Here is a 24,413-nt window from a genome sequence, read left to right as displayed (position 1 = left end):
CGGAGACCGACTCAGATGTCGAGGAAGCGGACGTCCTTGGCGTTGCGCTGGATGAACTGGCGCCTGGCCTCGACGTCCTCGCCCATCAGGACAGAGAACAGTTCGTCGGCCTGGGCGGCGTCGTCGAGCGTGACCTGGCCGAGGACACGGTGGTCGACGTCCATGGTCGTCACGCGCAGCTCCTCGGCGTTCATCTCGCCGAGGCCCTTGAAGCGCTGGACCGAGTCGTCCTTGATGCGCTTGCCGTTCTGGCGACCCAGCTCGATCAGTGCGTCGCGCTCGCGGTCCGAGTACGCGTACTCGAAGTCGTCACGGCCCCACTTGATCTTGTAGAGCGGGGGACGCGACAGGAACACGTGCCCGGCCTCGACCAGCGGCCGCATGAACCGGAACAGGAAGGTCAGCAGCAGGGTGTTGATGTGCTGGCCGTCGACATCGGCGTCGGCCATCAGGATGATCTTGTGGTAGCGCAGCTTCTCGATGTCGAAGTCCTCGTGGACCCCGGTGCCGAAAGCGGAGATCAGCGCCTGGATCTCCTGGTTCTGCAGGATCTTGTCGATCCGCGCCTTCTCGACGTTGAGGATCTTGCCCCGGATCGGGAGGATCGCCTGGTACTCCGGATTGCGGCCGGACTTGGCCGAGCCGCCGGCGGAGTCACCCTCGACGATGAAGATCTCGCACTTGGTGGGGTCGTTCGACTGGCAGTCGCTCAGCTTGCCCGGGAGGGACGCCGTCTCCAGCAGACCCTTGCGGCGGGTCAGGTCGCGCGCCTTGCGGGCCGCCACGCGCGCGGTGGCCGCCTGGATGGACTTGCGGATGATGTCCGCGGCCTCGTTCGGGTTGCGGTCCAGCCAGTCCGTGAGGTGCTCGTGCACGACCTTCTGCACGAAGGTCTTCGCCTCCGTGTTACCCAGCTTGGTCTTGGTCTGGCCCTCGAACTGCGGCTCGCCGAGCTTGACCGAGATGATCGCGGTCAGACCCTCGCGGATGTCGTCACCCGTGAGGTTGTCGTCCTTCTCGCGCAGCAGCTTCTTGTCGCGCGCGTAGCGGTTGATCAGACCCGTCAGCGCGGCCCGGAAGCCCTCCTCGTGCGTACCGCCCTCGTGCGTGTGGATGGTGTTGGCGAAGGAGTACACGCCCTCGCTGTAGCCGTTGTTCCACTGCATCGCGACCTCGACGGAGAGGAGCTTCTCCTTGTCCTCGGAGTCGATCGAGATGACGGAGGGGTGCACCACGTCTCCCTTACGGGAGTTGAGGTACTTGACGAAGTCAACGATGCCACCCTCGTAGTGGTACGTGACCGTCTTGGCCTCGTCCTTCTCGTCGGCACCCGCCTCGTCCGCCCCGGCGGTGGCCTTGGCCGACTCGCGCTCATCAGTGAGTTTGATCGTCAAACCCTTGTTGAGGAACGCCATCTCCTGGAAGCGCCGGGAGAGCGTCTCGAAGGAGTAGTCGGTGGTCTCGAAGATGTCGCCGTCGGCCCAGAAAGTGACCGAGGTGCCGTGCTCCTCCATGGCCTCGTGCTGGGCGAGCGGGGCGGTCGGGACGCCCAGCTTGTAGTCCTGCGTCCAGCGGTAGCCGTCGGTCTTGACCTCGACGGCGACCTTCGTCGACAGGGCGTTCACCACGGAGACGCCGACGCCGTGCAGACCGCCGGAGACCGCGTAGCCGCCGCCGCCGAACTTGCCCCCCGCGTGCAGCACGGTCAGCACGACCTCGACGGCCGGCTTGCCCTCGGACGGCACGATGCCCACCGGGATGCCACGGCCGTTGTCGACGACGCGTACGCCGCCGTCGGCGAGGATCGTGACGTCGATCGTGTCCGCGTGGCCGGCCAGCGCCTCGTCGACGGAGTTGTCGACGACCTCGTACACGAGGTGGTGGAGTCCGCGCTCACCGGTCGAGCCGATGTACATGCCGGGCCGCTTGCGGACCGCGTCCAGCCCTTCGAGGACGGTGATGGCGCTGGCGTCGTACGAGGCGTTGCCCTCGCTGTTCTCGCCGGCGTCGGTGGACGGGATGTTCTCGTTGGGGTTGCCGGAATCGGCCACGAAGCGCCCTTTCTGGCACAGCACAAGCCAGGCTCCCGGCGGGTTTGCCGGGATGACTGCCGCATGTTGCGGTGGAAGCCTTTGTCAGCGTTGCACGGTGTATCCGAAGCGGTCCCCACAAGTGGGGCGGGATTGGCCTCCAGTCTACCGGTAGCGCTGACAGTGATGGGGGTTTGCCGGTACCTGAGTCCGCATGTGCCGCCCTGAACCGGTCTCGGCCGACTCCCCATATGCGGAACGGGGCTCCAAGAGGCTCACAGAGGCACTCAGCGCTTCCGGGCGTCAACCCATCGCTACTCCCTTACGGGGGCGGCGTTCGCAACCGCGTGCGATCACGAGAACCGGCACGAACGGACAGTCGAAGAGCTATCAAATCGGCTCCAACCATCCCGTGACGGATTCGTCCGTGTGAATCCGGTCACGGCATGGCCGCGCTTCTCGGCGGGCTCAGCCGTAGGTGTCCCCGGGACCCGTGCTCCCGGGCGCGCGCAGCGGGCCGAAACGCCGGGCAGGGCCCGAGGGACCGTGCACCAGGAGCCGCCGCACCCTGCCGTGGCCAAGGTCCTCGTTGAGGCGCGCGACGATCTGGGGAGCCAGCAGGCGCAGGTTCGTCGCCCAGGCCGTGGAGTCGCAGCGCACGGTCAGGACCCGCTCGTCCTCGTCGTACTTCTCCGGGACGCAGTGCTTGGCCACGTCCTCGCCGACGAGCTCGGGCCAGCGGCCCATGACACCGCCGACGGCGGCCGGCGTCTCCCAGCCGCGCTCGGTGATCAGACGGTTGATGGCGGAGCCGAGCGCCATCGGGTCGCGGCCGTCGGCGCGCGCTCCGGAGCGCAGCCCGCCACCGCGCCGGGCCTGCCTCTTCTGCTGAACGGCATCCCCACGCGCGCGTGCCGCCTCTTTCGCGGCCCGCAGCGCCACGCGCGCCAGGTCGACGCCGGACGGCTCGGGGGCCTTCCGCGGCACTGGTCCAGAGGCTTTCGGTGCGGATCCGTCGGTGCTCATGCGCGCTCCACAGTGCCGTCCGACACGGTGTACCGCGTCCCCGTCAGTACATCCGGTACATCGTCCTCGACCGCCGCAGTCACCAGGACCTGCTCCCCAGGGGCCACGAATTCCGCGAGGCGCTCCCTCCTGCGGGCGTCGAGCTCGGCGAACACGTCGTCGAGCACGAGCACCGGCTCGTTCCCCTCCGCCCGCAGCAGGTCGTACGACGCGAGCCGCAGCGACAGGGCGTACGACCAGGACTCGCCGTGTGACGCGTACCCCTTCGCGGGCAGCTGACCGAGTTTGAGAATCACATCGTCCCGATGCGGTCCCACAAGGGTGACGCCCCGCTCGATCTCCTGCTTGCGAGCCTCGGTGAGGGCTGTCACCAGCTGCTCGCAGAGCTCCTCGCGTGCCTGGCCGACGATGCCGGGCGCGGAGGGCTTGTACTCCAGGGCCACCGGACCGCCGCCGGGCGCGAGCTGCTCGTACGCCTTGTCGGTCAGCGGCTGGAGCGTGGCGACCAGGTCGAGGCGCTGCGCGAGCAGTTCGGCGCCCGCGCGTGCGAGGTGCTGGTCCCACACGTCGAGCGTGGACAGGTCCATGGTGCGGCCGCCATGGCGACGGGCCAGCGCGGCCGTCTTGAGGAGGGTGTTGCGCTGCTTGAGGACCCGGTCGTAGTCGGAGCGGACGCCCGCCATGCGCGGCGAGCGGGCGGTGACCAGCTCGTCGAGGAAGCGACGCCGCTCCCCCGGGTCGCCCTTGACCAGGGCAAGGTCCTCGGGCGCGAACAGCACAGTTCGTACGATGCCGAGCACATCACGCGGCCTGACCTGCGAGGACCTGTTGATGCGGGCGCGGTTGGCCCGGCCCGGGTTCAGCTCCAGCTCGACGAGCTGCTGGCGCTCGCCCTGCCTCACCTGCGCCCGGATGACCGCCCGCTCGGCTCCCATACGGACCAGGGGCGCGTCCGACGCCACCCGGTGGCTGCCGAGGGTCGCGAGGTAGCCGATCGCCTCGACCAGGTTCGTCTTGCCCTGCCCGTTGGGGCCCACGAACGCGGTGACGCCCGGGTCGAGCGGGACCTCGACCCGGGCGTACGAGCGGAAGTCGGCCAGCGACAGGTGCGTGACGTGCATGGTCGGGTGCCGACCTCCCCCAACGTGGTGCTTCGGGCGTCCCCTTGCTGCGGGGCCGCCGTGGCCTGCGGGTTTACCCCGGTTGTCCACGGCTTGTGGACAACCGGGCCACTCCTGAGGGTGTCATGAAGGCGTCATCCTCAGGCTGTGGACTGCATCTTGCTGTGGACTACTTCTTCTCGACCGCGTGGCCGCCGAACTGGTTCCGCAGCGCCGCGATCATCTTCATCTGTGGCGAGTCCTCCTGCCGGGAGGCGAACCGCGCGAACAGCGACGCGGTGATCGCCGGCAGCGGGACGGCGTGGTCGATGGCCGCCTCCACGGTCCACCGGCCCTCGCCTGAATCCTGTGCGTAGCCGCGCAGCTTCTCCAGGTGCTCGTCGTCGTCGAGGGCGTTGACCGCCAGGTCCAGCAGCCAGGAACGGATGACCGTGCCCTCCTGCCAGGAACGGAAGACCTCGCGGACGTCCGTCACGGAGTCGACCTTCTCCAGCAGTTCCCAGCCCTCGGCGTACGCCTGCATCATCGCGTACTCGATGCCGTTGTGGACCATCTTCGCGAAGTGCCCGGCGCCCACCTTGCCCGCGTGCACCGCGCCGGAGTCGCCCTCCGGCTTGAGCGCGTCGAAGACCGGCTGCACCTTGGCGACGTGCTCGGCGTCGCCGCCGTACATCAGCGCGTAGCCGTTCTGCAGGCCCCAGACACCGCCGGAGACTCCGCAGTCGACGAAGCCGATGCCCTTGGCGGCCAGCTGCTCCGCGTGCTTCTCGTCGTCCGTCCAGCGCGAGTTGCCGCCGTCCACGACGACGTCACCGGGCTCCAGGAGCTCGGCGAGTTCGTCGATGGTCGCCTGGGTCGGGGCGCCGGCCGGGACCATCACCCACACCACGCGGGGGCCCTGGAGTTTGCCCACAAGCTCTTCGAGGCCCTGGACATCGGCGAGGTCCGGGTTGCGGTCGTATCCGATCACGGTGTGGCCTGCGCGGCGTATCCGCTCGCGCATGTTGCCGCCCATCTTGCCGAGGCCGACGAGACCGAGCTCCATCAGTTGTTCCTTAGGTTGCGACGTGGCATGAGGGCACCTTCGTACCCGTGTCCGAGCCTAAACCCGGACGCTCACGCACATCCGTGGGCATACGCGCTCAAACGTACCGCCCGACCTGCGGCTTCACCGGATCGTGCCCCTACTGCCGTTGCGCGGGGCCCGGCGATCCACCGGGCCCGTCCCGCGCTGTGGACAACCGTCAGCCGCTGAGCCGCACCGGCATGATCAGGTACTTGTAGGCCTCGTCCGCCTCGGCGTCCAGCGCGGGCTTGCCGCTGAGCAGCGCCGGCTTCGTGGACGTCGTGAAGGAGAGCTGGGCCACCGGGGAGTCGATCGCGCTCAGGCCGTCCAGCAGGAACGTCGGGTTGAAGGCGATCGAGATGTCGTCGCCGTCCAGCTGGGCGTCGACCCTTTCCACAGCCTGTGCGTCGTCACTGGAGCCGGCCTCCAGGATCAGCACGCCCTGCTCGAAGCTGAGCCGCACCGGGGTGTTCCGCTCGGCAACCAGGGCCACACGCTTGACGGCCTCGACGAAGGGGGCGGTCTCGATGACGGCCACGCTGTTGAACTCCGTCGGGAACAGCGTGCGGTACTTCGGGAGGTCGCCCTCCAGCAGGCGGGTGGTCGTACGGCGGCCCGCGCCCTCGAAGCCGATCAGGCCCTCGCCCGCGCCCGAGCCGGACAGCGCCAGCGTCACACTGTCGCCGCTGGTGAGCGCCTTGGCGGTGTCCAGGAGCGTCTTGGCGGGGACCAGCGCGACCGCGGACGCCTCCGGGTTCTCCGGCTTCCACAGGAACTCGCGGACCGCGAAGCGGTAGCGGTCGGTGGAAGCCAGCGTCACCGTGTCGCCCTCGATCTCGATGCGCACACCGGTGAGCACGGGCAGCGTGTCGTCGCGGCCGGCGGCGATGGCGACCTGGGCGGCTGCGGACGCGAAGACCTCTCCGGGGACCGTGCCCGTGGCGGTCGGCATCTGCGGCAGCGCCGGGTACTCCTCCACAGGCAGTGTGTGGAGGGTGAACCGCGAGGAACCGCAGACCACGGTCGCCCGTACACCGTCTGTGGAAATCTCCACCGGGCGGTTGGGGAGGGCGCGGGAGATGTCCGCGAGGAGGCGGCCGGAGACGAGGACGGTGCCCTCCTCCTCGACCTCGGCCTCCACCGACACGCGCGCGGAGACCTCGTAGTCGAAGCTGGACAGGCTCAGCTGACCGTCCTCGGCCTTCAGAAGGAGGCCGGCGAGGACAGGCGCCGGCGGACGGGCCGGGAGGCTGCGCGCCGCCCAGGCCACTGCCTCCGCGAGTACGTCGCGTTCCACCCGGATCTTCACTGTTGCCGCCTCCTGCTGTTGCCGGCGCTTCTCGCCCTGCCTGGCTTCGTCGTCTGACTCGGTGTCCCCGGCCCCTGTGAGGGGAAGGACACCGGGGAACAGTCTGACGCACCCCACTCACAGTAGGTGCCTCTCGGGGTCAAGTCGTGATGAGGGGCAGCCGGGAGCCGGACAGCGAGTTGTGCACAGGACCCCCTTCGAAGCGAATTCCCTGCTCTCTCTGGTTGGGAGTAGTAGTAGGGCCTGTGGAAACCGTGGATAACCGCGTTTTCGCAGGTCAGCGCCGAGATTTTGTCCACCGGGCCTGTGGGTGCGGGCAGTGGACAACCAGGTGTCTCTGTGGAGAACAGAAAGTTCTGCACACCCCGTGCACAGCCTCGGGGTACTTCTCCCCAGCGGCGTCCCCAGGTTTACCCGTCTTTCCCACAGCCCAACCCGGCACCTTGGTGTGACGCCTTTCACTCGACGCGGTGAGAGGGCGCGTTGCGTTGCCGAACAGTGGACAGGGCTGTGGAGAAGCCGGGGCTCGCTGGGGACAACCAGCCACTGCCTGTGGGTTGCCGGTGGACAACTCCGTGCACAGCCTGTGGATCTTCTGGTCGTCCACAGTCTGTGGAGATCCTTCGTCCACGAATCCACAAGCAGCTGACCTTGCCTGATGGCTCTTCACCAGGGCCGCCTGTGGACATGATCTGTATAACTTCCCAGTCCCCAGGGTGTGGACGCGAGAAAGTCCCCGAATCTGTGGAGAGCGGCCGTAACGCCACAGGTATTCGAACAGCGCGTGTCGGGCGCGGGGACGAGGAACGACCACCAGCACCCCGCCGCGCGCGTCCGGGAACCGTGGTGGATCGTCCGGGAACGGCGGTGGACGGGCTCGAAAACGGGTGGCGAAGCCCTCGGAGCGCCGTCCTGGGCGGCTTCACCGCGCATGACGAAGGCGCCCTCGGAACCTCTGTCCCGGGGCGCCCTCAGAGGCGTACGGCGGTGGCCGTCAGCCGTTCTTGATGCGGTTCGTGAGCTCGGTGACCTGGTTGTAGATGGAGCGGCGCTCGGCCATCAGCGCGCGGATCTTGCGGTCGGCGTGCATGACCGTCGTGTGGTCGCGGTTGCCGAACTGCGCGCCGATCTTGGGCAGTGACAGGTCGGTGAGCTCGCGGCACAGGTACATGGCGATCTGCCGGGCGGTCACCAGGGCGCGGCCGCGCGAGGTGCCGCACAGGTCCTCGACGGTCAGACCGAAGTAGTCGGCGGTGGCGGCCATGATGGCGGTCGCGGTGATCTCCGGGGCCGCGTTCTCGCCGCCCGGGATCAGGTCCTTGAGGACGATCTCGGTCAGGCCGAGGTCGACCGGCTGCCGGTTGAGCGACGCGAACGCCGTCACCCGGATCAGCGCGCCCTCCAGCTCGCGGATGTTGCGCGAGATGCGGGAGGCGATGAACTCCAGCACCTCCGGTGGGGCGTTGAGCTGTTCCTGCACCGCCTTCTTGCGGAGGATCGCGATACGCGTCTCCAGTTCGGGCGGCTGGACGTCGGTGATCAGGCCCCATTCGAAGCGGTTCCGCAGCCGGTCCTCCAGGGTCACCAGTTGCTTGGGCGGCCGGTCGGAGGAGAGCACGATCTGCTTGTTCGCGTTGTGGAGCGTGTTGAAGGTGTGGAAGAACTCCTCCTGCGTCGACTCCTTGTCCGCCAGGAACTGGATGTCGTCGACGAGCAGGATGTCCATCTCGCGGTACCGCTTGCGGAAGCTGTCGCCCTTGCCGTCGCGGATGGAGTTGATGAACTCGTTGGTGAACTCCTCCGAGCTCACGTACCGCACGCGCGTGCCCGGATAGAGGCTGCGCGCGTAGTGCCCGATCGCGTGCAGCAGGTGCGTCTTGCCGAGCCCCGACTCCCCGTAGATGAAGAGGGGGTTGTACGCCTTGGCCGGCGCCTCGGCGACCGCGACCGCGGCGGCGTGCGCGAAACGGTTCGAGGCGCCGATGACGAACGTGTCGAAGAGGTACTTCGGGTTCAGCCGTGCCGTGGGCTCGCCCGGACCCGCCGCGGGGGCGGGCTGGGCTGCCAGGGGACCGGGGGCGCCACTGGACGCGGGCAGCGCCGAGCCGACCGGTCCGCCACGGTGCACATGGCCCGAGCCCGCCGGAGGATCGGGCAGCTCACGGCGGTCGGGGCGCTGGTTGTAGTCGCCCCGACCCGGATCGAAGTCCGCGCGGGCCTGCTCGTAGTCGGCGCGGGCGTCGTATTCCGGTCGCTGCTGCTCGTACGGCGGCCGTTCCATCGACTGCCCGCGGTAGTCCTGCGAAGGCGATGCGTACGGGTCGCGCTCCGGGAAGCCGAGTCGCTGCTGCTGCCATCCGTAGTCGTCCTGGGACGGGCGCGGCCAGGCGCCGGGCTCGGGGCGCTGGTAGTCCCCGGGGTAGGCGGGGCGGGCGGTCGGGAGCTGGTCCGTGCGCGGGGGCGGAAGCTGGCCGCCAGGGCCGTCGGACAGGTGTTCGGGGCGGCGGCCGGGCGCGCGGTCGTCGGCGCGGTGGCGGCCGTAGTTCTCGTAGGGGTCCCGGGCCCGGCTGTCGTACGTGTCCGGGATCTGGGCGTCGTAGCCGTCGCGGTTCTGTGCCGGTACGGAGGGGAGCTCGGGCTCCTCGTAACGGGACGGAGCCGGGGGTGCCGGGTCGGGCGGTTCGCCGACCGAGCTGTCGACGGTGATCGCGATACGGATCGGCCGGCCGCACTCCCGGCTCAGGGTCTCGCTGACGATCGGCGCGAGCCGGCCTTCCAGTACGCCCTTGGCGAACTCGTTCGGGACCGCGAGCAGCGCGGTGTCCGCGACCAGCGCCAAGGGCTGGCAGCGCCTGATCCAGTGCTCGTCCTTGACCTCGACGCCCTGTCCTCGCCCCTCACCGAGAAGGTGCTCCAGTACTCGTGGCCACACTGCGGCAAGATCGGCAGGCAGGTCAGCCACAGGGCACGCTCTCTCACAGGTCCCACGAACGTGTGGTTCTGGGACGGATTGGGGTTTGAATCGGGTGGGACCTTCGGGGTCCCGGCGGTCGGGTCGGCGCAAAGCCGTTGGGTCAGGGAGCAGGAGACGAATCGGAGTCCAGTCACGGTAGTCAGGGCGACCGGTGCGGTTCAAGTTGTTGTCCCCAGGCTGTGGACAGTGTCCCTCCGTGACCCTTGGTTTGACCGGATGGCGCAGCCCCGCGTACCGTAACCAGGTCGAGTTGTCGATGGCTGCTGCCGCCTGCCTCCGATGGGCACAGATCGCTTTGGGTGATCGGTAAGCGGTGCACTCGGGCGTTGAGCGAGCTACTCGTGGGCGCACGGTGACAGCCAGGACGGCACCCGCAACCACCGATTTCTTTCTGGAGCCCCCGAGTGAGCAAGCGCACCTTCCAGCCGAACAACCGTCGTCGCGCGAAGACCCACGGCTTCCGGCTGCGTATGCGGACCCGTGCAGGCCGCGCGATTCTCGCGTCCCGCCGCAGCAAGGGTCGCGCCCGACTGTCCGCCTGATCCCGGTCAGGTCATGACGTCGTGCTGCCCACCGAGAACCGGCTGAGGCGGCGCGAGGACTTCGCGACCGCGGTACGACGAGGTCGCCGGGCCGGACGCCCGCTCCTCGTCGTCCACCTTCGAAGCGGTGCCACGGACCCGCACGCGCCTGGGGAGAGCGCTCCCCCGACGCGTGCGGGTTTCGTCGTGAGCAAGGCCGTCGGAGGCGCGGTCATACGTAACAAGGTCAAGCGCAGACTTCGTCATCTGATGCGTGAGCGAGTGGCCGTGCTGCCCCCCGGTAGCCTGGTAGTCGTACGAGCGCTGCCCGGTGCGGGCGACGCCGACCACGTACAGCTGGCCCGAGACCTGGATGCCGCCCTTCAGCGGCTGCTGGGAGGGGGCGCGCGATGAAGTATCCGCTGCTGGCGCTGATCAAGCTCTACCAGTGGACGATCAGCCCGTTGCTCGGGCCGGTCTGCAAGTACTACCCGTCGTGCTCCCACTACGGCTACCAGGCCATCGACCGGCATGGTGCGATCAAGGGCACGGCACTCACCGCCTGGCGCATCCTCCGGTGCAATCCGTGGTCACTGGGCGGTGTGGACCATGTCCCGCCGCGCAGGCGCCCGCGATGGCACGAGATGCTGCGCAACGCCTGGCGTGCACGCAAGGGCGGGACCTCCGCCGCCGAACCGGCCACTGAGGGGCACGGGGTGTCCGACCTCTCCTCTAGCCCGGCCGCCGAGAGCCCGTCCCATGCCCAAGGAGCATGATTAGTGGACACGATTGCCAGTCTCTTCAGCTTCATCACGACACCCGTCTCCTGGGTCATCGTCCAGTTCCACTCCGTGTACGGAGCCATCTTCGGTCCTGACACCGGGTGGGCCTGGGGCCTGTCCATCGTGTCCTTGGTGATCCTGATCCGAATCTGCCTGATCCCGCTCTTCGTGAAGCAGATCAAGGCGACCCGGGCCATGCAGACGCTCCAGCCCGAGATGAAGAAGATCCAGGAGCGCTACAAGAACGACAAGCAGCGTCAGTCCGAAGAGATGATGAAGCTGTACAAGGAGACGGGCACCAACCCGCTCTCCTCGTGCCTTCCCATCCTGGCGCAGTCGCCGTTCTTCTTCGCCCTGTACCACGTGCTCAACAGCATCGCGTCGAACAACACCATCGGCGTGATCAACCAGAGCCTGCTGCAGAGCGCGCAGAAGGCGCACATCTTCGGTGCCCCGCTCGCCGCGAAGTTCACTGACAGCGCGGACAAGGTCGCGGCACTCGACGCCTCGCTGACCAACGTCCGCATCGTCACCGCCATCATGATCGTTCTGATGTCGGCGTCGCAGTTCTACACGCAGCGTCAGCTGATGACGAAGAACGTCGACACCACGGTGAAGACGCCGTTCATGCAGCAGCAGAAGATGCTGATGTACATCTTCCCGATCATGTTCGCCGTGTTCGGTATCAACTTCCCGGTCGGTGTCCTCGTCTACTGGCTGACCACCAACGTGTGGACCATGGGTCAGCAGATGTACGTGATCCACAACAACCCGACCCCGGGTTCCAAGGCCCAGGCCTCCTACCTGGAGCGCCTGCAGAAGCACGTCACGCACCACGGCAAGACCCGCAACCGCGGTGAGCGCGCCATCGTGAAGGCGATCGTCGCCAAGGGCCGCGACCGCAACGAGTTCGAGCGCAAGTTCATCAACACTCTGACCAAGGCGGGCCTTGCGGCCCAGGCCGACGGCACCGTGGTCAAGAGCGAGACCTCGTCCGTGGCCGTGGCCGAGGACGGTACGCCGGCCACCGGCGCACCGAAGCGTCAGCAGCCCAAGCGGCAGAGCAAGTCCCAGCGCCAGTCCGGTGGGGCCAAGCCGGCGGGCGGCACCGAGCCGAAGACCACCGCCACGTCGCTGAGCAAGTCCGACGAGCCGTCCGACGAGCCGTCGGACGCCCCGGATGCCCAACCGACGGGCGCTGCCAATGTCAAGAAGACGGCCTCGAAGCCCGGCTCCGGCACCCGCAGCAAGGCCCAGTCCGGCCAGCGCAAGGGCCAGCAGCGTCCCAAGTCCCCGTCCAAGAAGTAAGAAGGAGTCCATCCCGTGACGGAAGGCACCACCTCCGCCGCCACCGAGGGTGGCGACACCCTGACCCGCCTGGAGCAGGAGGGCGAGATCGCGGCGGACTACCTTGAGGGTCTGCTGGACATCGCCGACCTCGACGGCGACATCGACATGGACGTGGAGGCCGACCGGGCCGCTGTCTCGATCGTCAGCGACGCGGGAAGCCGCGACCTGCAGAAGCTCGTCGGCCGGGACGGTGAGGTACTGGAGGCGCTTCAGGAGCTCACGCGCCTGGCCGTGCACCGGGAGACCGGGGACCGCAGCCGTCTGATGCTGGATGTCGCCGGCTACCGCGCCAAGAAGCGTGCAGAGCTCTCCGAGCTGGGTGCCAAGGCCGCGGCCGAGGCCAAGAGCTCCGGCGAGCCGGTGAAGCTGAAGCCGATGACGCCCTTCGAGCGCAAGGTCGTACACGACGCGGTCAAGGCGGCGGGCCTGCGCAGCGAGTCCGAGGGCGAGGAGCCGCAGCGCTTCGTCGTCGTGCTTCCCGCCTGATTCGGCACGTTCCTCCGGCCCCGTCTGTTGTGCAGACGGGGCCGAACTTTGTCAGCTTGATAGTTCCTGTCGGTCGCCGCGGCGCGTGGCGGCCGGTAGTTCCTGATGGTCCTGGTGATCTGCGCCCAGTGCGCCTGTGCGGTACGGAAGGACGGTCCCTCGTGACGGAGGCAGCGGAGCTCCCCCCGGCTCCCGAGCAGGCCCGGGCGGTTTTCGGCGAACGCTTCGCGGACGCGGTCCGGTACGCGGAACTGCTCGCCGAGGCAGGTGTGCAGCGCGGTCTGATCGGCCCGCGTGAGGTGCCCCGGTTGTGGGAGCGGCACCTGCTGAACTGCGCGGTGCTCTCGGAGGTCGTGCCCGAGGGCGTGACCGTGTGCGATGTCGGCTCGGGGGCGGGGCTGCCGGGCATCCCGCTGGCCCTGGTCCGGGACGACCTGAAGATCACGCTGCTCGAACCTCTGCTGCGGCGCACCAACTTCCTCACCGAGGTCGTCGAGCTCCTCGGCCTCGACCACGTCACGGTCGTACGTGGCCGAGCCGAGGAGGTCATGGGGACGATGCCGGCGGTCCACGTCGTCACGGCACGCGCCGTGGCTCCCTTGGACCGGCTGGCCACCTGGGGCATTCCCCTGCTGCGCCCGTACGGGGAGATGCTCGCGCTCAAGGGGGACACCGCTGTGGAGGAGCTGAAGAGCGCGGCCACTGCCCTGAGCAAGCTGGGTGCCGTGGAGACCTCGATCCTTCATGTCGGCGAGGGGGTTGTGGATCCACTGTCCACCGTGGTGCGGGTCGAGGTCGGGGAGAGCCCCGGCGGTGTGCGGTTCGCAGCCAAGCGTGCCAAGGCGGCCAGGACAGGGCGGACCCGACGGCGTCGTTGAGTCTCTCTGGGGGAGGTGGCCCTGTGGTTGATCCGTCCTGACGACGAGACGTACTCCACACAAGCTGCCAAACCTACGCATGTCGGAGTGTCGCGGCACTTCGGTTGCCGCGGCTGTGCATCGTGTTTCACGTGAAACGTCGCTCACTGCTGCACGGCATCATCAGTCGCGGCCGCGCCGCGGCCGACCCCCGCGTCCGTAAGCCTCTCGGGTCACTCGGAGAGGTATCGGAGTTGTCCACAGAGGTGGATTTCTCCACAGAACACCAGGCCTCACTGGTTCACGACCCCAAAGACATGGGAGGCTCTGTTCATTGCGAGCCTGAAGTCGAGGAGAGTGAATCCTTGCGGTCCGACGCCAACATCGCGGGACCGATGACCGATCCGGTCCCCGGCCCCCGTACCGAGTCGATGGGGGAGGATGTTTCACGTGAAACACCACCCCCGATGGACGACACTCCCATCGGTCGTGCTGCCCAACTGGCAGTGGAGGCTCTGGGGCGCGCTGGTGAGGGCCTGCCTCGGCCCGACCAGACGCGCGTCATCGTGGTCGCCAACCAGAAGGGCGGGGTCGGTAAGACCACGACGACGGTCAACCTTGCCGCTTCACTGGCCCTGCATGGTGGACGTGTCCTGGTGATCGACCTCGACCCGCAGGGCAATGCGTCCACCGCGTTGGGCATCGATCACCACGCCGAAGTTCCTTCGATCTACGACGTGTTGATCGACAGCAAGCCGCTGGCCGAAATCGTCCAGCCCGTGCCCGATGTCGAGGGACTCTTCTGTGCCCCCGCCACGATTGATCTCGCCGGTGCGGAGATCGAGCTGGTCTCTCTGGTGGCGCGGGAGAGCCGACTGCAGCGAGCGATCCATGCCTATGAGCAGCCCCTGGACTACATCCTCATCGACTGCCCGCCCTCGCTTGGTCTGCTGACGGTCAACGCGTTGGTGGCCGGGCAGGAGGTCCTGATCCCGATTCAGTGTGAGTACTACGCACTGGAGGGTCTCGGGCAGCTGCTCCGCAATGTCGACCTGGTGCGGGGGCACCTCAACCGCGCCCTGCATGTGTCGACCATCCTGCTCACCATGTACGACGGCCGGACGCGCCTCGCCTCCCAGGTCGCCGACGAGGTGCGTAGCCACTTCGGTGACGAGGTGCTGAGGACGAGTATTCCGCGTTCCGTCCGTATCTCTGAGGCGCCGAGCTATGGGCAGACGGTGCTGACGTACGATCCAGGTTCGAGCGGTGCCCTCTCCTATCTTGAGGCGGCACGAGAAATCGCGCTGAAGGGTGTCGGCGTTGGGTACGACCCGACGCCCGCGCATATCGGCGCACAGAGCAACCCGAGCATGGTGGAGGGGATCCAGTGAGTGAGCGACGGAGGGGGTTGGGCCGTGGTCTCGGCGCACTGATTCCTGCGGCCCCGACCGGGGAGAAGGTGGCGCCACCGGCGGGGGCGTAGGGTCCACGTCCCCTGCGGCTGTGCCCACCCTCACCGCCGAGCGGGGAGTGGCGGCCGCGAAGGTGACAACGCTGCCGCATGTTTCACGTGAAACAGAGGAACCGTCGCCGAACGGTGCCGTGGAGACACCGGCGACGTCTCTCGGCGCCCACTTCGCCGAGCTGCCCCTGGACTCCATCACGCCGAACCCGCGCCAGCCGCGCGAGGTGTTCGACGCGGACCTTCTGCAGGAACTGGTCACCTCCATCAAGGAGGTCGGTCTCCTCCAGCCTGTCGTCGTACGGCAACTGGGCCCCGCGCGATACGAGCTCATCATGGGTGAGCGACGTTGGCGGGCCTGCCGTGAGGCCGGCCTGGAGGCGATCCCAGCGATCGTGCGCGCCACGGACGACGAGAAGCTGCTCCTGGACGCACTCCTGGAGAACCTGCACCGGGCCCAGCTGAACCCGCTGGAAGAGGCGGCCGCCTATGACCAGCTACTGAGGGATTTCAAGTGCACGCATGACCAGCTGGCGGACCGCATTGGTCGGTCCCGTCCACAGGTTTCCAACACCCTGCGTCTGCTGAAGCTCTCGCCAGCGGTGCAGCGTCGTGTGGCTGCAGGTGTTCTCTCCGCTGGGCACGCCCGGGCACTGCTCTCTGTGGAGGACTCGGAGGAGCAGGACCGGCTGGCTCATCGGATCGTCGCCGAGGGACTCTCCGTGCGGGCGGTCGAGGAGATCGTCCACCTCATGGGTTCGCACCCGAAGAGCGCCCCGCCCTCCAAGGGGCCGCGTGCTGGCACCCGGGTCTCCCCGGCGCTGAGTGATCTTGCGACCAGGCTCTCGGATCGCTTCGAGACGCGAGTGAAGGTCGACCTCGGCATGAAGAAGGGCAAGATCACAGTCGAGTTCGCCTCGATGGAGGATCTTGAGCGCATCCTTGGCAGCCTGGCTCCAGGCGAGGGTCCCGTTCTTCAGAAGAGTCTTCTGGATCACGAATCCGACGAGACCGAGTCCTGAGGCTTCAGACTGTAGGACGACTTTCGACCGGTCGACCAGCAGAGCGGGCCGTGTCCGGTGTGTACCGGAACACGGCCTGCTCTTTGCTTTCAGGCGGTATCGATGGAATCACATCGTGGATACGATGCGTTTGGGTATGGCGCATCCACCTGGCGGCACCTTGATCGGGGAGGCGGGCGTCATGCGAAACATGAGCCGTTCCGAGTTGGTGACCGCAGGCTTTGGCCTGGGGGCGGTTGGCGGTTTCGTCGGCAGCCTGCTGAGGGAGCGGAGCGCCCTGAAAGCAGCCCGCGACGCAGCGGGCGAAGGAAGCGAGGAACAGCCTTCATGGGGCGTCGGCTCGTACCGCTCACCCTGGACAACCTTCAGGACCTTCCCCAGCGCTGTCGCTCGTGTGTCTTCTGGGAGTTGGACCCAGTCAGCGGTGAGGCCGCAGTAAATGCGGGTACCTCCGCACTGGAGAAAGAGGCCTGGATTTCCGCGGTCCTGCTGGACTGGGGATCCTGCGGTCGGGTCGTCTACGTGGACGAGGTGCCAGTGGGCTTCGTGCTGTACGCGCCGCCCGCCTATGTCCCACGCTCGACGGCGTTCCCCACGAGTCCGGTGTCTCCCGACGCCGTCCAGCTGATGACGGCCTTCATCATGCCGGGCTATCAGGGGCAGGGCTTGGGCCGTGTGATGGTCCAGACAGTTGCCAAGGACCTGCTGCGCAGGGGCTTCAAGGCCATTGAGGCCTTCGGGGATGTGCGTTGGCAGGCACCGGCGTGTGTGCTGCCTGCTGACCATTTGACGGCAGTGGGCTTCAAGACGGTCCGTCCCCATCCAACATATCCCCGGCTTCGGCTGGAGCTGCGGACGACGCTTTCCTGGAAGGAGGACGTCGAGCTGGCGCTGGACCGTTTGCTCGGCGCCGTACAGAAGGAGCCCGCGCTGCGACCGCTCTGATGGGTGGGCTCTCCATGGACTGTGCGTGCTCTTCTCATGCGAATGGGCCAGTCCTCAAGGGCTGGCCCATTCGTGTTTCACGTGAAACATCGCCGCTGTCGTGAATACGGCGGTGCCGACGACTCGGCTCAGTCAGCGATGAAGTCCTCAAGGTCGCGCACGATCGCGGCCTTCGGCTTGGCACCGACGATGGTCTTGGCGACCTCGCCACCCTGGTACACGTTCAGGGTCGGGATGGACATGACGCCGTACTTGGCGGCCGTACCCGGGTTCTCGTCGATGTTGAGCTTGACGATCTCGATCTTGTCGCCGTACTCGGCGGCGATCGCCTCAAGGGACGGCGCGATCTGGCGGCACGGACCGCACCAGGCGGCCCAGAAGTCCACCAGGACGGGCTTGTCGCTCTTGAGGACATCCTGCTCAAAGGAATCGTCGGTCACGTTCTTCAGGCTGCCGGCCACGGCGGTGCTCCTTAAGTGGTTGGTGCGGTGGGGCGGATGGGGGTCAGACGGCGGTCTTCTCGGGCTCGGCGGCCTGCCCGCTGTCAGCGAGAGCGGAGAGGAAACGCTCGGCGTCGAGGGCGGCGGAGCAGCCGGTGCCGGCTGCAGTGATCGCCTGGCGGTACGTGTGGTCGACGACGTCACCGGCGCCGAAGACACCGGTCAGGTTCGTCCGGGTGGAGGGGGCGTCGACCTTCAGGTAGCCCTCCTCGTCCAGGTCGAGCTGGCCCTTGAAGAGTTCCGTACGCGGGTCGTGGCCGATCGCGATGAACAGGCCAGTCACCGGCAGCTCCGACGTCTCGCCCGTCTTCACGTTGCGCAGCGTCAGGTGGGCCAGCTTCTGGTCGCCCTTGATCTCGGCGACCTCGCTGTCCCAGACGAACTTGATCTTCGGGTCGGCGAAGGCGCGCTCCTGCATGGCCTTGGAGGCCCGCAGGGTGCCCCGGCGGTGGACGACCGTCACGGACTTGGCGAACCGGGAGAGGAAGGTGGCCTCCTCCATGGCGGTGTCACCGCCACCGATCACCGCGATGTCCTGGTCCTTGAAGAAGAACCCATCGCAGGTGGCGCACCAGGAGACGCCTCGACCGGAGAGAGCGTCCTCATTGGGCAGCCCGAGCTTGCGGTGCTGGGAGCCGGTGGCGACGATGACCGCCTTGGCACGGTGCACGGTGCCCGCGGTGTCCGTGACGGTCTTGACCTCACCGCTGAGGTCGACGGCAACCACGTCGTCGGGAAGCAGCTCGGCACCGAAGCGCTCGGCCTGGGCGCGCATGTTGTCCATGAGCTCGGGGCCCATGATGCCGTCCTGGAAGCCAGGGAAGTTCTCCACCTCGGTGGTGTTCATGAGCGCGCCACCCGCGGTGACGGCGCCCTCGAACACCAGCGGCTTCAGCGACGCGCGCGCGGTGTAGAGCGCCGCCGTGTAGCCGGCGGGCCCGGAGCCGATGATGATCACGTTTCGGACGTCGCTCACGGCTTGATTCCTCGTCTCTGGAGACTGCTGCCTACTGCTGCCGGTGGGAGCTTCTCTCATAACTCTCACCCCACCCAACGGATCCTACGGGGCGTGCATTCCCGGTGTGTCCGGGCACACGGAGCCCCGGCATCGCGCAGGGATGCCAAGGGTGGTCGGTGTCGGGACGCGGCAGCTCAGCGACCGGTGGAAGGCGCTGCAGAGGGGCGTGGATAGGAGTGCTTCAGCAGGACGTCACCGGGGGATGCGGGAGTCTTGCCCACACAGGCGGCGTCGACGACGTACGCAGTGACGCGGTCGGTGTTGGAGCCATCGGGCATGACCACGAGATACGCGGTTGCCTTCTTGTACTCGCCTTCCTTGGCCGCCAGCGGGCTCTCGCTGCGGCCGATGCCTTCGGCGATGCAGCCGGGCACGTCGACCGCTGTGAGGGTCTTGTGCGGCCCATCGGTCTTGGAGCCCGGAGGCTTGGTGCTGGTGCCGAAGTCGTCCCGGCCTCCGGAAGCCTTCCCCTCGGTGTGGTTCTCGGCGAGGAGAGTTTCCACCTGGTTCTTCACTGTGTCGCCGGAGAACGTGCTCGCGTCCTGGCGGTGCTCTGTCCCGGGATTGTCTCCGGAGCTGGATTCCCCCATGGACTGGGCGAGCAGCGTGCCGAGCCCCAGGGCAGCAACCGTGAAGACGGCGCTCACTACGACGACCCTCCGGCGGGCGCTGCGCTTGCGGCCCGGTCGACCAGGGCCCGTGGCCCCGCGGGAGTGACCCGCGGGTCGGTCCGCCGACGGCGATGTTTCACGTGAAACATGCGCGCCGCTGTTCTCGTCGAGCTCCGGACGCGACGCCTCGGCAGGTCCCTGCGCTGTCGTGGCGTGGGGGTCGGGTGCCGTGGAGTTCAGCAGAGCTTCGGCCGCCAGGGCTGCGTCGATGCGGCCGGCGATTTCGGCAGGCATGCGTGGTGGCCCCGGCAGCGTGCCGAGCATGCCGCGGATCTCCTCCAGCGAGGCGTACACGTCGGCGCACAGCGGGCACTCGTCCAGGTGCTGTCGCACGTTCGCGGTACGAGACGGCGGGAGCAGACCTTCGGTGAGGTCGGAGAGCTCCGTGATCTCCGGGTGCTCGGCCGCGTCGGTCGTGGATGTCACGCTCGCCCACCTCCGCCCTTCACAGCAGCTGAATCGCTTGGCCCTGCATCATGTGGTCCTGCTGCGGGTGGGACGGATGTCCCCTGCGTCCGGTTCCTTCTCCCCGCCGACTTCTTGCTGTCCGCGCCTGCGCCGCCGTCCGCACGGAGATGGGTGAGCAAGGGGAGCAGTCTGGCTCTCCCACGGGCGCAACGGCTCTTCACGGTGCCGGTCGGCACGTCGAGGATCCTGGCCGCCTCCGCCACCGGGTAGCCCTGCATGTCCACCAGGACCAGGGCGGCACGCTGGTCGGCGGGCAGGGTTCCCAGTGCCTCCAGGAGCTGGCGGTGCAGGTCGTTGCGCTCTGCCGGAGCGGACGCCGACTCGTGCGGCTCCAAGAGCTGCTCCAGGCGCTCGGTGTCGTCGACGGGCGAGGTCTTCCGCGAGGCGGCCTTGCGGGCCCGGTCGAGACAGGCGTTCACCGTGATGCGGTGCAGCCAGGTCGTGACGGCCGACTGGCCACGGAAGGTGTGAGCGGCCCGGTAGGCGGATACGAGCGCGTCCTGGACCGCGTCGGCTGCCTCCTCGCGGTCCCCCAGCGTGCGCAGCGCCACCGCCCACAGCCGGTCCCGGTGCCGCCGCACGAGTTCACCGAAGGCCTCCGGATCGCCCTCGACATGGCGGGCGAGGAGCTCCTGATCGCTCACCCCGTCGTGACCGACGCCGTCTGCCATCCGGCCCCTCCCCTCAGTGCGCTGTCAGCCCTTGAACGTCACGTCGGTGATGGCCTGCTTGAAGCCGGAACCGCTGTAGTCGTCGCCCGGAGCGTAGGGCACATCAGTGATCCACAGGAGTACGTACTGTGTCTTCACCGATTTTGATGCCTTCACGCTCGCGGTGGTGCCGCTCGTCGTTACGGTGCCGATTTTCTTCATTCCGTCCACGGACGTCGAGGGGGTCAGCGAATCCGCGGCGTACAGATGAATCGTCGTGTGGTTGCCGCTGTAGCGGAGCCCTATCGACGCGGCTGAGACGTCCTTGGCCGAGCCGAGGTCGTAAACGATGCCGACGCCGGCCTTGTACGGCGCGAGAGTAGGGCCTTCGTTGTAGCTCTTGGTGCGCCAGTACGTGGAGCTCTTGCCGTCGTACGTGTTGCCCACGTCCCCGGGTGCCTGGGCGGAGCCTTCCGCCACGTACTCCTCGGCGCCCTTGATCGCTATGGGCTTGGTCGGCCTGGTCTTGCTGCCGTCCTTGTCGTTCCCATCCGTCGTCTGGTTCGTGTTCGTGTCGTCCGACGACTTGCCGCCCTGCTCCATGAGGGCGTCGGCAAGCTGCCAGCTGCCGAGGCCCAGGGCAGCGATGAGGAGTGCGGACACGGCCCACTTGAGCGCCTTGCCGGTACGACTCTGCAGCGGGGGCGGCGGCTGGATCGGCTGTGTGACGCCCGGGTGGGGCGTCTGGCGGCCGTACGTCCCCTGGTGGTAGTTGGTGCGCTGGTACTCGGGCGGCGCGGTGAACGCGGGCTCCGGGGGGCGGATGCGGGGCATCTCGCCGATCGCCTTCACCAGGTCCTCCGGCGTCGTGCAGGCGGACTCGTGGCGGGAGGCGGTCGCGCCGTCGTTGACAAGCGCGCGCATGGCGAGCTCCGACAGGCCGCGGTGGACGCCGGCCCGCACCTGGTCGGGAGCGATGAGCCCGACGTCCTTGGGCAGGCCGGAGAGGCCGTATGCGTCCTCCTCGTACGGCCAGCGCTGGGTGAGCGCGGCGTAGAGCAGGGCGCCGATCGCTTCCGTGTCGGCGCGCTGCGGGGTCTCGGAGCTGATCCCGCGCAGCGCGGCGTTCACCGCGAGCCCGCGGATGCGCCACTGACCCGAGCCGGAGCGGAGCACGGCACTGGGGGTGAGCCGCAGATGGGAAAGGCCCTCGCGATGCGCGGCGGCCATGGCGTGGGAGACCTGGGAGACCATCTGGTAGGCGTCGTGCGGCTCCAGCGGGCCTGAGGCGAGCAGTGCCGTCAGCTCCGTCGCGTCCGGCAACCACTCGTGCACCACGTACACGAGGTCGTTCTCCTCGACCGCGTCCAGGACCTGGACGAAGCGTGGGTCGCCCAGCAGAGCGGACGAGCGTGCCGCCGCCAGCACCGAGCGTGCCCGGGCGTGGTCGGCCGGCAGGATGTGTACGCCGACGGCGCGGCGGAGTTTCTCGTCCACCGCACGCCAGCTACTGAAACCGTCCAGACGGGTGACGCACTCTTCTAGCCGGTAGCGTCTGGCGAGCTTGTGGCCGCTGTGCAGTTCGGGCGGTGCGGTCTTCCCGACCTCGGTGCCGCCGCTCCCCTGTGCCTCTTCGCTCGCCGCGCTGTCCGTGTCCCGCTCCCGGTTCTGGGCCACCCCGTCGGCCGTGGACTGGTCCGCCTCTGCGGTCAGCGGCTTGTCGCCGCTGTTGTCTGCCACGTCGACGGCAGCCGTGCTCCGTTCCGCCACCGTCGTTCCTGCCTCCCCATCCGTTGCGCGTTGTCCGACGCCAAAGCCAATTGTGCCCACAGTCCGTCGCTATGAGCGACACACGACGGCGGACGATGGTTGTGCGCTTACCCCCGCCTCAGCGTCCCAGGCGCCCGCGGACCATGCCGACCATTGAGTTGAGCTCCTCGATGCGCATCCGTCGCGCCGCGACGAAGAAGACACCGAGCAGAGCGATTCCGCCGCCGACGAGGGCGAGCATCGAGCCACCGACGCCCTGTCCCAGAGTGCGGGTGATGCCGTAGCAGGCGGCACCGCTGAGCAGGGCCGCGGGCACCGAGGCGATGCACAGCCTCGCGTACGTCCGCAGCACCCTGGCCCCGTCCAGATCACCGCCCAGCCGCTTGCGCAGCCGACGCCAGGCCACGCCGACACCGGTCGCGTACGCCAGTCCGTACGCGGCAGCCATGCCCACCACGGCCCACCGGGCCGGCAGCACGAGGAAGCAGACCGCGGACGCCCCGGCGTTGACGGCCGCCACGATGACCGTGTTGTAGAAGGGCGTCCGGGTGTCCTCGTACGCGTAGAAGGCACGCAGCACGACGTACTGCACGGAGTACGGGATCAGACCGAGGCCGAACGCCATCAGCATGTAGCCCATGTTCGTGGCCGAGCCGGTGCCGGAGGAGCCGAAGATCAGGGTGCACATCGGGATGCCGAGAGAGACGAACCCGAAGGCGATGGGCACGATCGCGACGGCGGTCGTGCGCAGGCCCTGGGAGATGTCGTCGCGGACGGCACCCGGGTCGTCCTCGGCGGCGGAACGCGAGATCCGCGGCAGCAGGGCGGCCATCAGGGAGACCGTGATGATCGCCTGCGGCAGACCCCAGATGAGCTGGGCGTTGGCGTAGGCGCTGAAACCGGTGCCGGGGATGTTCGTGTCCGTGACCGCTGCGGTGGCGAGCTGGGTGACGACGAGGGCGCCCGCCTGGTTGGCGAGGACGAACAGGATCGTCCACTTGGCGAGCATCGCGGCCTTGCCCAGGCCATGGCCCTTCCAGTCGAAGCGCAGGCGCAGTTTGAAGCCCGTCTCCCGCAGGTACGGGATCATCGCGAGGGACTGGACGACGAGACCGAGAAGGACACCGATACCGAGGAGCCGTTCCCCCTCCGGCGGGATGTTCTCGACGGTCATGTGCGAGTTGGCCGCGCTGCCGTAGACCCAGAGGAACGCTCCCAGGGTCACGATGATGACGATGTTGTTCAGGACCGGGGTCCACATCATCGCGCCGAACCGGCCGCGGGCGTTGAGGATCTGCCCCATCACCACGTGGATGCCCATGAAGAAGATCGAGGGCAGGAAGTACTGGGTGAAGGTGACGGCGACCCCGTTGGCCGAGGGGTTGGTGGCGAGGGGGTTCGACAGGGCGCGGACCAGAAGCGGAGCCGCGAACATCGTGGCCGCGGTGAGCAGGCCGAGGACCACCATGACCAGAGTCAGCAGCCGGTTGGCGTACGCCTCCCCGCCGTCGTCGTCCTCCTTCATGGCGCGCACGAGCTGCGGCACGAAGACGGAGTTGAGTCCGCCGCCGACCGTCAGGATGTAGATCATCGTCGGCAGCTGGTACGCCACCTGGAAGGACTCGCCCAGGAGGCCGAGGCCCAGCGCGGAGACGATCATCGCGGAGCGGATGAACCCGGTGAGGCGGGACACCATGGTGCCGGCCGCCATCACGGCGCTGGACTTCAGCAGCCCCGAGGCGCGGCCGCCCTTCTTCGCCGGAGGCGCGGGAGCGGGCGCAGAGGCGGTCTGCTCCGGTTCGGAGCCCTGGGCGGGCATCGACGGCTGGGCGGGACCCGGTACAGAAGGCTGACCCATGGGTGCGTGCGCGCCGCTGGGTCCGTGCGCACCGCCCTGCTGCTGGTCGCGGAAGAGATGGGCGAAGGCATCGGGCTCGTGACGCTGCTGCCCGGCCCGCGTCACGAGATCGTCCACGCCCACGAACTGCGTCGTACGGGGGTCGTCGCCGTACGGCAGATGCTGTGACGGCCCCTCGGGCTCGGGCGGCGGGGTCTGTGCCCACACCCGCGGGTCGGGGGCGTACGGGGAGGACGGCGGCTGGGCGTAGAGCGGCTGCTGCGGCGGGTACGTGCCCGGAGGCGGCGGGGGTGGGCGGCGCGGTCGTAGAACGCCTCGGTGACCGGGTCCTGGGCGGAGAGGTCCTGCGCCCGGTAGGGGTCCTGGCCGTAGGCGTCCGGTCCTTGGGCGTCCTGCGGGTACAGGTCGGTGTGGGGCTGCGGCGGGACATGGCCCGGCCCGGGCTGCGGGCGCTCGGGGTAGCCCGAGTCGGCCGCGCCCTGACCGCGGTCACCGTCGTACGGCGCGTTCATCCTTACCCCACCTCA

19 protein-coding genes and 2 pseudogenes are annotated in these 24,413 nt (G+C 68.2%); 9 read left to right on the top strand and 12 right to left on the bottom strand.

The annotated features are described in order from the left end of the window. Positions 1-11: 11 nt before the first annotated feature. The 6 genes from gyrB to dnaA form a co-directional block, all read right to left on the bottom strand. Positions 12-2,075, bottom strand: a complete 2,064-nt coding sequence (gyrB, locus tag E0500_RS08895; protein WP_131561831.1) for a DNA topoisomerase (ATP-hydrolyzing) subunit B — start codon at positions 2,073-2,075, stop codon at positions 12-14. Positions 2,076-2,498: 423 nt separating this feature from the next. Beyond that, a complete protein-coding gene (locus E0500_RS08890) occupies positions 2,499-3,056 on the bottom strand; it encodes a DUF721 domain-containing protein (RefSeq protein ID WP_131561829.1) in 558 nt (185 codons plus the stop codon). Next, positions 3,053-4,177: a DNA replication/repair protein RecF gene (recF, locus tag E0500_RS08885; protein ID WP_131561827.1), complete on the bottom strand. Its 1,125-nt coding sequence runs from the start codon at positions 4,175-4,177 to the stop codon at positions 3,053-3,055. Before recF ends, E0500_RS08890 begins: the two co-directional genes overlap by 4 nt. Positions 4,178-4,346: 169 nt before the next feature. Continuing rightward, positions 4,347-5,222 carry a phosphogluconate dehydrogenase (NAD(+)-dependent, decarboxylating) gene (gene gnd / locus E0500_RS08880; RefSeq protein ID WP_131561826.1) on the bottom strand — a complete coding sequence of 292 codons (876 nt, stop codon included), beginning with the start codon at positions 5,220-5,222 and terminating at the stop codon, positions 4,347-4,349. 199 nt (positions 5,223-5,421) lie between these two features. After that, positions 5,422-6,552, bottom strand: coding sequence for a DNA polymerase III subunit beta (dnaN, locus tag E0500_RS08875; RefSeq protein ID WP_131561824.1), 1,131 nt, complete (start codon positions 6,550-6,552; stop codon positions 5,422-5,424). Positions 6,553-7,546: 994 nt separating this feature from the next. After that, positions 7,547-9,514, bottom strand: a complete 1,968-nt coding sequence (gene dnaA, locus E0500_RS08870; RefSeq protein WP_131561822.1) for a chromosomal replication initiator protein DnaA — start codon at positions 9,512-9,514, stop codon at positions 7,547-7,549. A gap of 416 nt (positions 9,515-9,930) precedes the next feature. On the opposite strand from dnaA, the gene rpmH reads away from it, so the two are divergent. The 9 genes and pseudogenes from rpmH (at position 9,931) to E0500_RS08825 (ending at position 16,951) form a co-directional block, all read left to right on the top strand. After that, the gene (gene rpmH / locus E0500_RS08865) at positions 9,931-10,068 is read left to right on the top strand and encodes a 50S ribosomal protein L34 (protein WP_003956500.1); all 138 of its coding nucleotides are present in this window, start codon (positions 9,931-9,933) and stop codon (positions 10,066-10,068) included. A 21-nt stretch (positions 10,069-10,089) separates the two neighbouring features. Further along, the gene (gene rnpA, locus E0500_RS08860; RefSeq protein WP_131561820.1) at positions 10,090-10,461 is read left to right on the top strand and encodes a ribonuclease P protein component; all 372 of its coding nucleotides are present in this window, start codon (positions 10,090-10,092) and stop codon (positions 10,459-10,461) included. Then, complete coding sequence (gene yidD / locus E0500_RS08855; protein WP_131561818.1) at positions 10,458-10,823, top strand: membrane protein insertion efficiency factor YidD; 366 nt, start codon at positions 10,458-10,460, stop codon at positions 10,821-10,823. Before rnpA ends, yidD begins: the two co-directional genes overlap by 4 nt. Before the next feature lie 3 nt (positions 10,824-10,826). Next, positions 10,827-12,137 (top strand): membrane protein insertase YidC, encoded by a 1,311-nt coding sequence (yidC, locus tag E0500_RS08850; protein ID WP_131561817.1) that lies wholly within the window; start codon positions 10,827-10,829, stop codon positions 12,135-12,137. A gap of 15 nt (positions 12,138-12,152) precedes the next feature. Beyond that, positions 12,153-12,665 carry a R3H domain-containing nucleic acid-binding protein gene (locus E0500_RS08845; protein ID WP_131561815.1) on the top strand — a complete coding sequence of 171 codons (513 nt, stop codon included), beginning with the start codon at positions 12,153-12,155 and terminating at the stop codon, positions 12,663-12,665. A gap of 161 nt (positions 12,666-12,826) precedes the next feature. Then, complete coding sequence (gene rsmG / locus E0500_RS08840) at positions 12,827-13,543, top strand: 16S rRNA (guanine(527)-N(7))-methyltransferase RsmG (RefSeq protein WP_131561813.1); 717 nt, start codon at positions 12,827-12,829, stop codon at positions 13,541-13,543. A 296-nt stretch (positions 13,544-13,839) separates the two neighbouring features. Next, positions 13,840-14,913, top strand: coding sequence for a ParA family protein (locus E0500_RS08835; RefSeq protein ID WP_131561864.1), 1,074 nt, complete (start codon positions 13,840-13,842; stop codon positions 14,911-14,913). After that, positions 14,910-16,006, top strand: a pseudogene (locus E0500_RS08830) (ParB/RepB/Spo0J family partition protein). The gene E0500_RS08835 and the pseudogene E0500_RS08830 overlap by 4 nt, the downstream one beginning before the upstream one ends. Before the next feature lie 327 nt (positions 16,007-16,333). After that, positions 16,334-16,951, top strand: coding sequence for a GNAT family N-acetyltransferase (locus tag E0500_RS08825; protein WP_131561809.1), 618 nt, complete (start codon positions 16,334-16,336; stop codon positions 16,949-16,951). A gap of 128 nt (positions 16,952-17,079) precedes the next feature. On the opposite strand, the gene trxA is transcribed toward E0500_RS08825, so the two are convergent. The 6 genes and pseudogenes from trxA to murJ all read right to left on the bottom strand — a co-directional run bounded on the left by trxA (position 17,080) and on the right by murJ (position 24,398). Continuing rightward, positions 17,080-17,412 (bottom strand): thioredoxin, encoded by a 333-nt coding sequence (gene trxA / locus E0500_RS08820; protein WP_131561807.1) that lies wholly within the window; start codon positions 17,410-17,412, stop codon positions 17,080-17,082. Between the two features lie 43 nt (positions 17,413-17,455). Further along, positions 17,456-18,427: a thioredoxin-disulfide reductase gene (gene trxB / locus E0500_RS08815; protein WP_131561805.1), complete on the bottom strand. Its 972-nt coding sequence runs from the start codon at positions 18,425-18,427 to the stop codon at positions 17,456-17,458. A 176-nt stretch (positions 18,428-18,603) separates the two neighbouring features. After that, entirely contained in the window at positions 18,604-19,566 is a 963-nt protein-coding gene (locus E0500_RS08810; protein WP_131561795.1) for an anti-sigma factor, read from the bottom strand. Next, on the bottom strand, positions 19,563-20,279 hold the full coding sequence (sigM, locus tag E0500_RS08805; RefSeq protein WP_131561793.1) for an RNA polymerase sigma factor SigM: 717 nt from the start codon (positions 20,277-20,279) through the stop codon (positions 19,563-19,565). The genes E0500_RS08810 and sigM overlap by 4 nt, the downstream gene beginning before the upstream one ends. A 24-nt stretch (positions 20,280-20,303) precedes the next feature. After that, positions 20,304-22,028 (bottom strand): protein kinase family protein, encoded by a 1,725-nt coding sequence (locus E0500_RS08800; protein WP_131561791.1) that lies wholly within the window; start codon positions 22,026-22,028, stop codon positions 20,304-20,306. Positions 22,029-22,146: 118 nt separating this feature from the next. Beyond that, a pseudogene (murJ, locus tag E0500_RS08795) lies at positions 22,147-24,398 on the bottom strand (murein biosynthesis integral membrane protein MurJ). Between the last annotated feature and the right edge of the window lie 15 nt (positions 24,399-24,413).

The sequence above is a fragment of the Streptomyces sp. KM273126 genome, assembly GCF_004337435.2.
Taxonomy (GTDB): domain Bacteria; phylum Actinomycetota; class Actinomycetes; order Streptomycetales; family Streptomycetaceae; genus Streptomyces; species Streptomyces acidicola.
The sequence above is the reverse complement of the archived record's forward strand: the minus strand, read 5'-3'. Positions and strand labels throughout refer to the sequence as shown.

Coding starts and splice junctions, on each gene's coding strand:
- gnd (WP_131561826.1), bottom strand. CDS start 5,222: ATGGAGCTCGGTCTCGTCGGCCTCGGCAAGATGGGCGGCAACATGCGC.
- E0500_RS08825 (WP_131561809.1), top strand. CDS start 16,334: ATGGGGCGTCGGCTCGTACCGCTCACCCTGGACAACCTTCAGGACCTT.
- E0500_RS08835 (WP_131561864.1), top strand. CDS start 13,840: ATGGGAGGCTCTGTTCATTGCGAGCCTGAAGTCGAGGAGAGTGAATCC.
- recF (WP_131561827.1), bottom strand. CDS start 4,177: ATGCACGTCACGCACCTGTCGCTGGCCGACTTCCGCTCGTACGCCCGG.
- sigM (WP_131561793.1), bottom strand. CDS start 20,279: ATGGCAGACGGCGTCGGTCACGACGGGGTGAGCGATCAGGAGCTCCTC.
- yidD (WP_131561818.1), top strand. CDS start 10,458: ATGAAGTATCCGCTGCTGGCGCTGATCAAGCTCTACCAGTGGACGATC.
- E0500_RS08890 (WP_131561829.1), bottom strand. CDS start 3,056: ATGAGCACCGACGGATCCGCACCGAAAGCCTCTGGACCAGTGCCGCGG.